This is a genomic window from Paraburkholderia sp. BR13439, assembly GCF_040948805.1.
Lineage (GTDB): Bacteria > Pseudomonadota > Gammaproteobacteria > Burkholderiales > Burkholderiaceae > Paraburkholderia > Paraburkholderia youngii.
The window spans coordinates 72,444-86,077 of the sequence record NZ_JBFPKN010000014.1 but is presented as its reverse complement, the minus strand read 5'-3'; the positions used below and the strand labels follow the sequence as shown (position 1 = coordinate 86,077).

The following is a 13,634-nucleotide window of genomic DNA, read 5'->3' as shown; positions in this document are numbered from 1 at the left end:
GAGCTACTTCGAAGAGCGCGCCTCCGTGCTCCTAGGCTGCAGGACATCAACAACACTCATCCCACGCACGGCCCCGGTTGACCCGCGCACTTTCAATTCCGCCGGCACGGCATACCCTTGTCGCGTCGGTCGTCCATCCAGCGCATCGAGCAGATGCTTCGCGGCGACCGTGCCGATCTCGCGGGTGTTCACATGCATGGTGGTCAGGGGCGGCCGCGCTTCGCGCGCGATCGCGAGATCGTCGAAGCCGGTGACCGAAAGCTGCTCGGGTATCGCGATGCCGAGTTCTTCCGCCTCCCGTAAGACGCCCAGCGCAATATGATCGTTGCCGCAGATCACGGCGGTTGGACGCGGCCCCGGTTGTTGCCAGAGCGCGCGCAACGCCCGCCGCCCAAAATCGAGCGTGGATTCACCTTCGATCAGATGCTCCGGCCGAACCGCGAGACCATGACGTTCGAGCGCGACGCGAATTCCCGCGAGCCGCGCCTGCACGCGGTCGTTATCCCGCGTCGGCTGGATGCAGACCGCGAATGACCGGTGGCCGAGCGCGACGAGATGCTCGGTGATCTGCTCATAGGCCGCGCGGTTGTCGAAGCCAATGCAATCGTGGGGGCTTCCCTCGCGCCACGCATAGAGCACGACGTAGGGCACGCGCCACACGCGCAGCGCTTCGAAGAGTTCCGGCGGATGCGCTTCGCCCACGACCGCGATAGCCTCCACGCCACGCGCGAGCATCGCGTGAACCTGAGAGAGCGCTTCATTGGGGTTGTAGTTCGAACATCCCAGAAAAAGCGTGATGCCGCGCGCGGCGAACTCCGCCTGCATGCCGCTCACCTGCGAGGCGAAGACCTGATCGTCGAGCGTGGGAATCACGATGCCCGCAATGTGACTGCGGGTGGACGCGAGCGCGCGCCCGGCCGCATTCGGAAACCAGTTCAGCTCCAGCGCGGCCTGTTCGACGCGCTCGCGCACGCTGTCGGACACCTTGCCGGGGTCGTTGTAGACGCGCGATACCGTCGCCGTGGACACGCCCGCGCGTTTTGCGACATCCGACAGGACAGGGCGGCCCGCGCCGCGGCGGGCGCGCACGCCGGCCGAACGTCCGGTCGGCGACGGTTCTTCGAGAGTGGAGGCGGAGTCAGAGGAGCGAGGCATCAACGGTGTGATTCGAAAAGAACGCCCGTCATCTTACCCGCGGCGGGATGACGGATGGTCAAAACCCGGCGGCGATGCGCGAACGGAAATGCTCGGTGCCTTCGACGATCCTGTCGAGCACCGCGTCGAGCGCCCAGAAGCGCTCGCGCACGTCGTAGTCGATTGCGCGGCAACGAATCGACTGAAAAGTGCCGATCCGCTGGTGATACATCTTCGCGAGCGCCGGATAGCCGAGCGCCTCCGATACCGCCGCGAGTACGAGAAAAGTCGAAAGCTCGTGTGCGAGCGCCGGATTCTCGTCGGCGCGGTTGCGCAGCCAGTTGTACAGGTCCGGATGAAAGTTCGTGAACACACCGTTGAAACCTGCCGAGCCGGCTTTCATCGCGTCCCACGCGATCGCGGCATTCGCGTTCAGGATCTTCATGGGCGAGCCCTTCGCCAGCGCGACGCGGCGCTTCACGGTGTCGAGATCGCAGCTGACGTCCTTCAGCATCACGAAGCGGCCGGTATCGATGCACATCTTGAGCTCGTCGTCGGACAGCAGGCGCCGGTAAGGAGCGGGGCACTCGTACAGCCCCAATGGAATGTCGGAAGGAAGGCGGCTCATCAGGCGACGCAGGTTCGCCGTGAACGCTTCGGTGCCTTCGCGGCGCGGATCGAGCCGGTTCGTCACCAGCACGATGCCGTCCGCGCCCGTCGCCGCGGCCGCGTTCAGCTCCTCGGCTTGCGCGTCCGGATCGTCGCTGATATGGCCTGAGACCACGACCGGCGCGCGGCCGGCCACGCGCTCGACCACGAAGCGGCCGAGCGCGGCGCGTTCGGCGAGGCTCAGGAATTGCATTTCGCTCGACTGGGCGACCGCGAAGAGCGCGTCCGAGCCATGCGCGAGATACCACTCGATCAGTCGTTCGAGCCCGGCATAGTCGATGGTCCCGGCGTCGTCGAAAGGCGTCAGCATGACGGGAACGATGCCTTCGATCGAGCGCGTCGAGCGCGGCAGGGAAGTGGGGAGGGTCATGTCGGTGTTGTCCTCTTGAGAATTGAATATGACGCTTCTCATGCGTGAGCGCGAGCTGGCGTACCCGGTTCGGTCTCGAACTCGATCGGCTTGCGCACGAGGAAGAGATAGCTCATTGCGCCGACGAAGGCGATTCCCGCGGCCGTCAGCAAAGCCGGCACGAAGGACCACGCCTGCGCGATGTAGCCCGTGAGAATGGGCGCGAGTGCGCCGCCGAGAAAGCCGCCGAAGTTCTGGATGGCGCCGAGCGAGCCGACGCGGTTGGCCGGTGCGGCTGCGGTTGCCAGTGCCCATGAGCAGGCTGATGCTGCATTGGCGAGAAAGATCACGACCGAGATGCAGACGATGGCGATCGTATTGCTTTCGACGAGTGCGGCCGGCACGGTGAACGCCACCATGCCGAGCATCGCGATGACGACCGCGTTGCGCCTGCTCGCCACCGGCGAGGCGCTCCTCTTCGTGATGAGGTCGGAGAACCAGCCTGCGCAGAGCGCGCCGAGAAAGCCGCAGAAGAAGGGCACCGAGGCCGCGATTCCCGTGTGCATCAGAGTCATGTGGCGCTCTGTCGTCAGGTAGCCAGGCAGCCAGGTCAGATAAACCCAGTTCAGATAGACCGAGCCGAAGAAGCCGATCAGCATCCCCCAAGTCGTGACGTTCGAGAACAGCGCGCGCCAATCGGCGAAGCTGAGCTGCTCGGCAGGCTTCGTCTGCGCGGCGTCACCTTTGAGGTAGTGCAGTTCCTCTGCAGTGAGCGCAGAGGGGTTTGGATCACGATAGATAGCGAGCCAGATCACCGCAACCGCGAGACCGAGCGCGCCGGTAACGATGAAGGCCCAGCGCCAGTGAAATTCCACGACGAGCACCGAGAGGCACAGCGGTGCGAGCGCCGTGCCGAGCGGCGACGCGGAATTGAAGATGCCGGTCGGCTTGCCTCGCGCACGCAGCGGAAACCAGTTGCTCACGACGCGCGCCGCCGACGGAAACTGCGGCGACTCGCCGATGCCGAGCACGATGCGCGCGACGACGAACCAGCCGAAGGTGGACACGATGCCGCCCGCGGCCTGCGCGAGCGACCAGATGATCAGGCCGACTCCGAGCAGCCTGCGCGGTCCGATGCGATCGACGAGGCCGCCGACCGGCAGCTGGAAGAGCGCGTAGCTCCAGGAGAATGCCGACAGCAGCAGCCCCATTTCCCCGAGCGACAGACCGAGATCCTTGCGGATCAGCGGATTCGCGACCGCGAGCGTGCCGCGATCGAGATAGTTCACGATGCCACTCACCATCAGCAGCGTCAGCGCCACGATCTGGGCGCGGCGCACGCGCGGAGGTGCCTGCTCGGACACGGGGGTTGGGTTCATGCTGTCGTCTCCATGTTGTGTTGTGGATAGGCTGCGATCCCGCGCAGCCGGGTCTATCGAACCGTTGCCGGGAACGCGGGTTGCGCCTGCACTTCGGCCTGGGTCGGCATGGATGCCTGCGCGCCTTGACGCGTGACGCTGAGCGCCGCGGCCCGCTGTCCGAACTCGATCGCGTCGCGAATGCTGGCGCCGCGCACGCGCTCGGCTGCGAAGCCGCCGACGAAGGTATCGCCGGCCGCCGTGGTGTCGATCGCATCGACGCGCGGCGCGGGCAGGTGACCTTCCTCCCCGGTTGTCGCGTACCAGACGCCCTCGGCGCCGAGGGTGACGATCACCGTCTCCACGCCTTTCTCACGCAGGTGCGCTGCGGCTTCACGCGCGGACGCCGGGCCATCGACGGGCACGTCCGTCAACAAGTGGGCCTCGGTCTCGTTGAGAACCATATAGCTGACCTGCTGGTAAAGCGCGTCCGCAAGCGGCTGTGCCGGAGCCGGGTTCAGCAGCACCGGCGTGCCGAGCCTTCCCGCGATTGAAATGGCATGCCGCACGGTGTCGAGCGGCACCTCGAGTTGGCAAATCAGCATGCCGGCGGCGCCGATGGCGTCTTGCGCCGCATCGACGTGAGCGGGAGTAAGCGCGGCGTTGGCGCCCGGCGAAACGACGATCGTATTCGCACCGTCCGCGGCCACCGTGATGGCGGCGATGCCGGTCGACATGTCGTCCACCATGTGCAGGTGCGCCGTTTCGATGTGCTCGCTGTCCAGACGCGCGCGGAGATGAGCGCCGAAGTCGTCGTCTCCGATGCAGCCGAGCATCGCCACTGAAGCGCCGAGCCGCGCCGCTGCGACCGCCTGATTGGCGCCTTTGCCGCCGGCGAATGTGGCGAACCCGCCCCCGAGCAAGGTTTCCCCCCGCGCCGGCAGACGCTCCGCGTGCACCACGAGATCCATGTTCGCGCTGCCTGCGACGATGATCCGGACCGAGGAGGGTGCTTCGCTGGAGCGCATGTTAGCGCTTACATTTTCAATTGTTTCCAAGGATGACATGCAATGAGGACCGGTGAAGGTTGCAATCCGAAACGTGTTAGCGCTTACATTACCCGCCAAGGCACGACGACGCAATCCAAAAGTCACGACCCTCGGGAAGTCCCCTAAAAAGCTGATGACATATCGCGCCCTTCGATGCTTCCGTCCCGTTCGGCGAGGGCGGGACGCGGGACGCTGCGATCGACGACGCGGTGAAGATGACGCTCGAGGTCGGCCCACTGTCGCGCGCGCTCGCTGATCAGCCCGACGACATCCGCGCCCGCGCGTCGGCCGCGGTTCGCGCCGCCTTCGCGGGCCTCCCCGGCGAGCGGTCGGTGATGATCGACGGCGCGGCGTGGATCGTCATGGCACGCAATCCGGCACGCTGACAGGGATTAACAGGGGAGTCGCCCCCGCTCGGTGGAGCTGGGCGTCGTTGGCCGCTCAGATTGATGTCCCTTCTGGCCGATGAACGAGCGCTCGCGTTGTGACAATCAGATGGCCGGTTGTGAAGCAGAGCCGACTCCTGAGCGGCCTGCCGGCCGCGCATGTGACCGGCAGTTTGTGGCCGGACTGAGTCCGACGGGGCGGGCTCAGTTCGACTCACATGTGCCCTTCGACCCAACGCGATCACTACGGCAGCTTCCAAAGTGGAACAGCCATTCGAACAACGATCTTTGCCCGGAAGTTCTCGGCCTTGCTGCCGTTTGGGTTGCCGAACTGACGAAAGACGGATCGAGCCCGTGCCTACGGCCGCTGTCGCGCGGTCGAGTTTCCCATGCAAGGCTTTGCGATAGACTGCCTTGATCCTGGAGGGGTTTGTCGTGGCTGATCTCAAAACCGTGCTGGTCCGTTCGAACGTCGCTTGCACCCTTGTTTGCATGTCGCTCCTGGCGCACGCCGGGATGTCGGCAGACTCAGCCACTGTTCCCAATGCGATTGAGCCTGAAATTTCCGCCTCTGCAGATGTCCTGTCGACTCAGCCTTTCGTCGGCGACGACCCGGTTGCCATCAGGGACGCTTTGGCGGGCCAGAGATTCAATCCCGACTCGCCTTCGTTGAGCGATCGCATCAGGAACCTGATCCACGTCCCTGTCTTTAAGGCGCCAAGCGAGCTCGACTCGCCGAAAGCCAGTATCGAGCGCGACCTTGCTTTCGTCGTACCTGCGCCCTACGGAATACGATATCAGTCAAAGACGCACCTGTTGACGGTAGACGTAGATCTATCCGACGACAACAAGCCGGGAGCGATCCTACTCAAGAAAACCATTACCGGACAACGCGGTCGAGGGCTGGTGGTGGCGCCAGAGGCGAAGGCTAAGGGGTACATCCAACATATCGATCTGATTGTGCTCAAGTCCGGTGAACGGACCAAAACCAGGGTTCACGGACGCGTGACACTCTCGCAGGCGGCGTTCGACGAAGCGAATGGAGACTTCGCGATTGTGCTGATGTGCAGCATGGCGCCGCCTTACCTGACCGACCGACGCGAACATAGTGATCCCAGCAATGACGAGCCCACAGACATCACGACAAGAACCTCGACCCTTTACACCGACATCCACGCCATCTGGTTGGTGAGCCCGCAGCGGGGTATCGTGCTATCGAAGAAGCTGCGTCTGTCGAAGTAAAGAGCCATGGGCAACGCGTCGCTACACCCTCTCTCGTTCGAACGTGATCGGAGTCAGACTAGTCAAATATCCGAATCGACCCTCCGGTCAGATGACCTTCTCCAAACCGGACAGCCAAATGAATTCAGTTTTTGCGAACCGGATGCCAATAAGCGGCCGTTGGCGACTTCACCCAATCGGCCATGAACGGCCGGTCGAGGTCGTCGTCCAGTTAGGCTGACCGAGGTTTCATCCGGCCTCGCTCGATGGCCGGTTTGCAGCGAGCAAATTACAGAGGGCACTGCCTCGATGCGGCCAAACCGAGCCATTCCGGTATGACCGGCGAGCGTCGGCTTCCCGTCAGACTTCAGACCGAAGAGCGACATTTGAACAGCACGAAGAACTACGCGTTTCACTAATTGAGCGGTCTCGCACTTGCATGGAAGTCGTTCGTGTCTTCGTCGGAGCGAGCAAGGAGTATCCTTCCAGTGAGGCCGACGCATTTCGGTTTCGTCTCCGGAAGTGCAACTGCCTGCAAGGCAGGTTTCAAGCGTCGAGGCACCCTTCAATGGAGAGTAAGCAGGTGGCCGTCGAAGGTTGCAGTGCGGCCAGATGGAAAAAGGAGGCAGGCATGGGCACTTGCAGCGAACCGCATCACGCACACCATGACCATCAACATGGCCCGGGCTGCGGACACACCGCAATCAAGCATGGCGATCACATAGACTATCTGCACGATGGCCATTTGCACCATCCGCACGGCGATCACGTGGACGAACACAAGATCGACGTTAGCGCAAAAAATCCAGACCAATGCACACCAGACTGCGGTGGCCATGAACCGGGCCACATCCACGGCCCAGGCTGCGGACACGACCCAGTACCGCATGGCGATCATGTCGATTATCTGGTTAACGGCCATCTTCATCACCCGCACGGCGACCACTGCGATGACCACGGTCCAGTGGAACTCGCCTGAGCGTTATTGAAGTGGGCGGGTCCGGGAGTACGCTCGCGCCAGCCTGAACCGCTCCACGTTTTCCCGAGGCTGTTCAGCCGGTCCGGTCACTCGCACCTTCTTGACCGGACTGCCCCGCCGTCAGCGCGAGGGCCTGAATGGATCCGCCACCGATAGGACTCTTCCTTTGTTGTCGCTTCAATTCTCGAGCTTCATCTGCGCCTTGCGGTCGACGCGTCCTTGTAACCATGTCGTCGCCGCGGCCGCAATCGAAGTGCCGACTGTGGGCCCACCGGCTTGTGCATACTCGACGACGGTTTGAAGTTGTATGCTGTTTTTCGCGAGTTGGGGAGGCACGATCTTGCCTGTCTGCGACTCCACTACCGTCACAAGCTACTTCAAGTCACGTGCATATTGCCTGCCTTGGCCGTCAAATGGGTCGTGATCTCAAGAGGAGGGCAGGGCGAGTTGCGGCCGATCGGATGAATCCATGCTGGCGTCCTTTACGCGCGGTAACCCGCTTCCTGTATCAAGCTTGTCAAATAGGTGCGAGCGCTGCTTCACCGCTTCGCCTCCATCGGCTCGCCGAGCACGAATGGGCCGCCCTGGAAGCGTTGCGCGGGGTCGTCGTGCGAGTCGCCCGGTGCAGTCGCGGGGAAACGTTCTGCAAACTGCGCAGCGCTGTCGCGCGGGTTGAAGCCGAGGAAGCTGGCTTTCGTATTGTCCCACCACTTGACCGGATTGTTCGACACGCCGTACACGACCACGTGCCCGACGCGGTTCGTGAACAGCGAACACCGCACCAGTTCGATGAAGTCGCGATAGCTCAGATACGTGACGAGCATGCGTGGATTCTTCGGCTCTTCGAACGACGAGCCGATTCGCAGGCACACCGTCTCGATGCCGAAACGATCGTAGTAATACCGCGAAAGCGCCTCGCCGAAGCACTTCGTCACGCCGTAGAGGCTGTCCGGGCGCTGCGGCGCGTCGGTGTCGAGCACTTCGGTGACCGGATGAAAGCCGATCGCATGATTGGAGCTCGCGAACACGACGCGCTTGACGCCGTGCTTGCGCGCGGCCTCATACACGTTGTATGTGCCGGCAATGTTCGCTCCGAGCAAATCCTCGAACGGGGCGTCGATGGAGATGCCGCCGAGATGCACGATCGCATCGACGCCCTCGACGAGCTGCATCACCGCCCGCCGGTCCGCCAGATCGACGATGGTCGTTTCCTCATGTGGCGCGGGTTCGCTGAGCTTCGCGATGTCGCTCACGCGCACGACATCGGCCCAGTTGGCGAGCGCGCCGCGCAACTGGCGGCCCAGGTTGCCGGCGGCGCCGGTCAGAAGCAGACGCCGGAAGGGCTTGAGCGACGCTGTGGTTGTTTGGTTCATCAAAAAAATTCCTGCAAAATGATAGTTTGGAAAACGTTTTCCAAAACGACGGGCGATATGCAGCGCCAATTGTCGAGCGCATCGCCAGCAGGTGGGCGGTATTACCTGGTGGCATTTGCCCGCTGCACGCGTTTCCTGCGACAATCTGTTAACAAAATGGAAAACGTTACCTTCCGCATGAAAAAACTCTTTCCAACGATTCGTGACGTCGCCGCTGCGGCTGGCGTGTCGGTCGCCACGGTGTCCAAGTACATGAACGGTGCGCAGCGCTTCTCCGCGCCGGTTGAGGCGCGCCTGAAGGCGGCGATCGAGGAACTCGGCTACCGCTCGAATCCGCTTGCGCGATCGATGATCACCGGCCGCTCACGCACCATCGGGCTGACCATTCTTGACATCAGCAATCCGCACTTCACGAATGTCGTGAAGGGCGCCAACCGCGTCGCGCTGCGCCACGACTACACGCTTCTGCTCGTCGACACCGACGAAAACCAGGCGCGCGAGCGTCCGCTGATCGAAGCGCTCGCGCAGCGCGTCGACGGCCTGATCGTCAGCTCGCGGATACCCGACGACGAGGCGCAGTGGCTGCTCGATCTCGACAAGCCACTTGTGCTGTTGAGACGTAGCGATGCGCTGCCGCTCCCGAGCGTCGGCATCGACAACCGGCTCGCGACCTACATGCTCGCGCGGCATCTGCTGAACCTCGGGCATCGTCATATCGCCTACCTCGGTTTCGGGCAGGCGCGCATCAACGACGAGCGCATTCGCGGTGCGCGCGAGTGTCTCGAGGAAGCCGGCCTCACGCTCGACGTGTACGACGCTCACGCGCCGACCGCGCATGCAGGCGAGGACGCGTGCTCGCGCGTGATGCTCGGTCCGCGCAGGCCGCAGGCGGTGATCTGCTACAACGACCTGATCGCGCTCGGCTTCATGAAAGAGGCGGCGTCGCTCGGCATCAGGGTGCCGCACGAGCTGTCGGTGACCGGCGTCGACAACGTGCCGTACGGCGAGTACGCAGCGCCCGCGCTGACCACCGTCGACATCCAGAGCGAGAAGATGGGCGAGCTCGCGATGCAAAAGCTCATCGACGCGCTCGCGGGCCACTCGGTGGCCGGGCATTCGACGTTCGAGCCGAGGCTCATCGTCCGTGAATCGACCGCGGCCTGCGGCTGACACGCCTCGCGCCTTCACGCGTCGAGCTTCGCGGGCGTCATGCGCGGCGTCAGCATCTGCATCACGGCCAGGGCGACGAGGTAGGCAAGTGCGCCGATCGCGAACAACACCCAGTAATGGCCGGTGCGTTGCAGGACCTGCCCGATTACTTCCGAAAACAGCACCGCGCCGATCGAGCCCGCCATCCCGCCGATGCCGACCACCGCGCCCAGCGCGCGCTTCGGGAAGAGATCGGACGCCGTGGTGAAGAGGTTCGCGGACCAGCCCTGATGCGCTGCCGCCGCCAGTCCGACGATCGCGACTGCGCCCCAGAGGTTGTCGACTTGTGAGACGAACGCGATCGGCAGCACGCAGCACGCGCAGATCAGCATCGCCGTCTTGCGCGCGGCGTTCACGCTCCATCCTGAGCGCAGGAGCGCCGAAGAGAGCCAGCCGCCGCCGATGCTGCCGAGGGTCGTCATCGCATAGATGCAGACGAGGGGCAAGCCGATGTGCTGCATGTCCATACCGCGCGACTCGTTGAGCCACTTCGGCAGCCAGAACAGATAGAACCACCACACCGGATCGGTCAGGAACTTACCGATCAGGAATGCCCACGTCTGGCGCTTTCTGATCAGTACACCCCAGCCCGGCGCGCGGGCATTCACGTTGGCGGCATCGAGCACCTCGACTTCGTCCTGCCCCTGCTCGAGGGAGCGCGGGTCGGCGGATCGGTAGAACGAGAACCATACGGCCAGCCAGACGATGCCCACCGCCCCGACGATCACGAACGCCGCGCGCCAGCCGAACGCCAGCGCGAGCGGCGGAATGATAGCGGGCGCGAACACCGCGCCGATATTGGCGCCTGAGTTGAAGATGCCGGTCGCAAGCGCGCGCTCGCGGCGCGGGAACCATTCGGCAGTCGTCTTGATGGCGGCCGGGAAGTTGCCGCCCTCGCCGATGCCGAGCAGCGCACGCACCATGGCGAAGCCGGTCACCGAGCCGACCGCCGCGTGCAGGACTGCAGCCACGCTCCATATCAGCATGGCGAGCGCGTACGAAATGCGCGTGCCCAGCCAGTCGACGATGCGGCCGAAGCACAAGAGGCCGACTGCGTAGAACGCTGAGAAGGCGATCACGATGCGGCCGTACTGCACCTGGGACCAGCCGATGTCGTGCTGCAGCACTGGCGCGAGCAGACCGAGAATCTGACGGTCCATGTAGTTGATCACGGTCGCGAAGAAGAGCAGCGCGCACACCGCCCAGCGGTAGCGGCTGGCGGTGCGGGCGAGCCCGATGACGGCAGTTTGCATGTAAGTCTCCGTTGCGCGGCGTCGCTCGTCGCGCCGCGCTATGTGTGATTGATGTCGGGGAGCCCCGAGCCCGCGACGCATAGCACTGCGGGCGGAGTTAGTCACGAGCAGGTCCAGTTAGGAAAACGTTTTTCTAAGATAGAAGATCTGTGACGCTTTTACTAGCCCCGTGGTTTACCTAGTCTTGCGCTTTAGGTAGCAACGGTGTGACCATCCTACCCTGACATTTAGTTAATCGTTTTCTTTGGCGTCCGCAGCAGCCTGAATCACGCCGAGATGGTGCGCGTCGACGGCGATCGAGGGGACGCGGCGGGCGGAATATGGGTCGTTCATGTGTCGGCGCGAACAGAGTGAAACGACGTGAGCGGATTTTCGTAGGGTTTTCTGACTTCCGTGAACTGGTGCTCAGTTGCAAACCCAAGAGAACGAATAGCCAGATACGTTGGTGAGATTGCTAATTTCGGCGTCGATCCACTTACAATCAGGAGACAAAAATGCGTCCATCGCGAAAATCATCCGTTACGTTTGCGTTCAGTGCACTGACGCTTCTTCTCGTCAGTGCCTGCGGAGGCGGCGGGATTGACGCTGTGAAAAATCCGGTTTCTTCTGCCCCTACAGTTTCTCTTCATGGAATTGTCTATGGAGCGACGGATACGAGCGTCCCTTCAGGCGCAGGGGTGCCCATCACCATGATGGGACAGATGAGAGCGCTTTTTGACCTCATCAGGAAGGCACCTGATTTCACGCAAGTGGTCATGGACTTGGGCGACGGCAGCCCGGTGCACGTGCTCGATACCAACACGGGCGATAAATTCCTGCCTGGCAAACTGGCGCTCGGTCTGTCGTACATTTTGATCGATATGAAGGCGAAAGGGGATCCGAAATACGCGGATTACCTCGCGACGTATCAAAAGATAACGACCGCGATGATGGCGCAGACGAGCGGCGCCAGTTACACGTACGCAAATACGTCATGGGGCGAGTACTACTACCTCGTTGCGCTCAATAATTTCAAGGCGCACGGTATGCTCAACGAAGTCTTCAGTGACGCCATGCTGGCTACGCTGCAGAATCGCCTGACCTTCTGCGATATGTTCGGCGCGGATGCAAGCGGCACGAAAAATACGTGCCCCGCCGCAGGTGTGCCGATCGACGTTGCATCGCTTAATACCGCACAGAATTACTATGCGGTTTCTTACGGTATTGCGGGGCTGAGACAGAAACTTGGATGGACCAATCCGACTTTCTCTTCCGCGACCGACCCGGCTGTGGCATCGATGGGCGCGCGGGACGCGCTTCTGTACACACTCACGAATCACATTAGAAGAGACTCGTCCGGCGGTTTTTCCGACGAGGCCTCGAATACACATACGACCTATTTTGATCAGGCACGCTTCGATCGATATAGCACGCTGCTCATTGGAGAAGTCGTTGAGCGAACGTTCGAAATGGGCAATGAGGCCAATCTAACACCTGAATTGAAATCCTATCTGCGCAAGTCAGTCGATCTGATTCTTCCCCAGCTCAACGCAGACGGGCAGGGTTTCAATTATGGCCGCTCCATCGGCCCATACGGCGATACAGCCTTCATGGAAATCCTGACCGCGGCGGCCAATGCAGGCGTGTTGACCGCGCAGGAAATGCAGGTCGCCTATTCGTTCATCTATAAGGCGGCTTACCGCTTTGACACTTTCTGGTACGACCCGACCCTGCCGACGCCGTCGGTGAATATGTGGGTCAAAGGGCGCGGAACCGATGCGTATCGCGGCAAACCTCGAGTCATGGGTGAGAATTTCAGTCTTTTACACCAGTACATGTATGTGAATGCCTGGTGGAACAAACTGGGTTTTGGCGGCAATGCACCCATGGCTGACTCCGACCTGCAAGCCTGGCTGGATGCGAGGCCGCATTACACGCTCACGTGGTACAACTTGCCCACGGATACGGCTCACCCATACAGCGCAGCGCTCATCACGGTGCGCGACGGCAAGCGCATCATCAATCTCAACCTGAACCAGGCACCCGACTACAATTCGTACACGCCCTATTACCCGACGCCGTTCTCCGACAACCTGATTTATGGCACAACGGACCAGGGCTATGCGTTGCTGATTCCGCAAGTTTCCTATAACGGGAAAACTTACATTCCGGTCACGTATTATAGGAACCTGAACGTTCAGGAAAATAACGGCCAGGTGGTCGTCTCTTTCGACACGACCAAGTTCCGGCAGGCCGTTAAGAATGCAACCTATGCCACGGATATCGACCTGCAGGTCCACACGGTCCTAACGTTTGGTCAAGGCACACTGACGCGAGCCGATACGCTGAATTCTGGAACGTTGACCGGCAACATCGCGGTCGAGACGGACTTCACGTCTTTTGCAGATGTCCAGCACGCCACAGCGGGTAGCGATGGTTACTCGGTTCGCTACTCCAATAGTAATGCGACCAGCTATGACACTACGGGTTTTGACAGTTGTGTCCTGTCTAACTTCGAGATGGCGGGCGGGGTCACCAATCCGCTGTCGACAACGCCGATTGGGCAACTGCATTCGAGTTTCGCCTGTACGACGCGCCCCTTCGCACTCAACGCTGGCAGTAGTCGTACGTTCACCTGGACTCTGAAGTACTCCGGTTCGAATTGATCCTGTGAA

The 13,634-nt window shown here is 62.0% G+C and carries 10 protein-coding genes and 1 pseudogene; 4 read left to right on the top strand and 7 right to left on the bottom strand.

What is annotated here, in order from left to right:
• Nucleotides 1-3: 3 nt before the first annotated feature.
• The 4 genes from AB3X96_RS25735 to rbsK are packed head-to-tail and all read right to left on the bottom strand — an operon-like array spanning nucleotide 4 to nucleotide 4,538.
• Nucleotides 4-1,155, bottom strand: coding sequence for a LacI family DNA-binding transcriptional regulator (locus AB3X96_RS25735; RefSeq protein WP_368591927.1), 1,152 nt, complete (start codon nucleotides 1,153-1,155; stop codon nucleotides 4-6).
• Nucleotides 1,156-1,213: 58 nt separating this feature from the next.
• Nucleotides 1,214-2,173: a dihydrodipicolinate synthase family protein gene (locus AB3X96_RS25730; protein ID WP_368591926.1), complete on the bottom strand. Its 960-nt coding sequence runs from the start codon at nucleotides 2,171-2,173 to the stop codon at nucleotides 1,214-1,216.
• 38 nt (nucleotides 2,174-2,211) lie between these two features.
• Entirely contained in the window at nucleotides 2,212-3,531 is a 1,320-nt protein-coding gene (locus tag AB3X96_RS25725; RefSeq protein ID WP_368591925.1) for an MFS transporter, read from the bottom strand.
• Nucleotides 3,532-3,584: 53 nt separating this feature from the next.
• Nucleotides 3,585-4,538 (bottom strand): ribokinase, encoded by a 954-nt coding sequence (rbsK, locus tag AB3X96_RS25720; protein ID WP_368591924.1) that lies wholly within the window; start codon nucleotides 4,536-4,538, stop codon nucleotides 3,585-3,587.
• A 167-nt stretch (nucleotides 4,539-4,705) separates the two neighbouring features.
• Between rbsK and AB3X96_RS25715 the strand changes: the two are divergent.
• Nucleotides 4,706-4,945, top strand: a pseudogene (locus tag AB3X96_RS25715) (SAM-dependent methyltransferase); the annotation flags it as partial.
• Nucleotides 4,946-5,380: 435 nt separating this feature from the next.
• Entirely contained in the window at nucleotides 5,381-6,187 is an 807-nt protein-coding gene (locus AB3X96_RS25710) for a hypothetical protein (protein WP_368591923.1), read from the top strand.
• 544 nt (nucleotides 6,188-6,731) lie between these two features.
• Here the strand turns inward: AB3X96_RS25710 and AB3X96_RS25705 are convergent.
• Nucleotides 6,732-7,124 (bottom strand): hypothetical protein, encoded by a 393-nt coding sequence (locus AB3X96_RS25705; RefSeq protein ID WP_368591922.1) that lies wholly within the window; start codon nucleotides 7,122-7,124, stop codon nucleotides 6,732-6,734.
• Between the two features lie 560 nt (nucleotides 7,125-7,684).
• Complete coding sequence (locus AB3X96_RS25700) at nucleotides 7,685-8,518, bottom strand: NAD(P)-dependent oxidoreductase (protein ID WP_176122808.1); 834 nt, start codon at nucleotides 8,516-8,518, stop codon at nucleotides 7,685-7,687.
• 156 nt (nucleotides 8,519-8,674) lie between these two features.
• Between AB3X96_RS25700 and AB3X96_RS25695 the strand changes: the two genes are divergently transcribed.
• A complete protein-coding gene (locus AB3X96_RS25695; protein WP_368591921.1) occupies nucleotides 8,675-9,688 on the top strand; it encodes a LacI family DNA-binding transcriptional regulator in 1,014 nt (337 codons plus the stop codon).
• 14 nt (nucleotides 9,689-9,702) lie between these two features.
• Here the strand turns inward: AB3X96_RS25695 and AB3X96_RS25690 are convergent, their stop codons facing one another.
• Nucleotides 9,703-10,980, bottom strand: a complete 1,278-nt coding sequence (locus tag AB3X96_RS25690; protein ID WP_368591920.1) for an MFS transporter — start codon at nucleotides 10,978-10,980, stop codon at nucleotides 9,703-9,705.
• Between the two features lie 494 nt (nucleotides 10,981-11,474).
• Between AB3X96_RS25690 and AB3X96_RS25685 the strand changes: the two genes are divergently transcribed.
• The gene (locus tag AB3X96_RS25685) at nucleotides 11,475-13,625 is read left to right on the top strand and encodes a hypothetical protein (RefSeq protein ID WP_368591919.1); all 2,151 of its coding nucleotides are present in this window, start codon (nucleotides 11,475-11,477) and stop codon (nucleotides 13,623-13,625) included.
• Nucleotides 13,626-13,634: the final 9 nt, after the last annotated feature.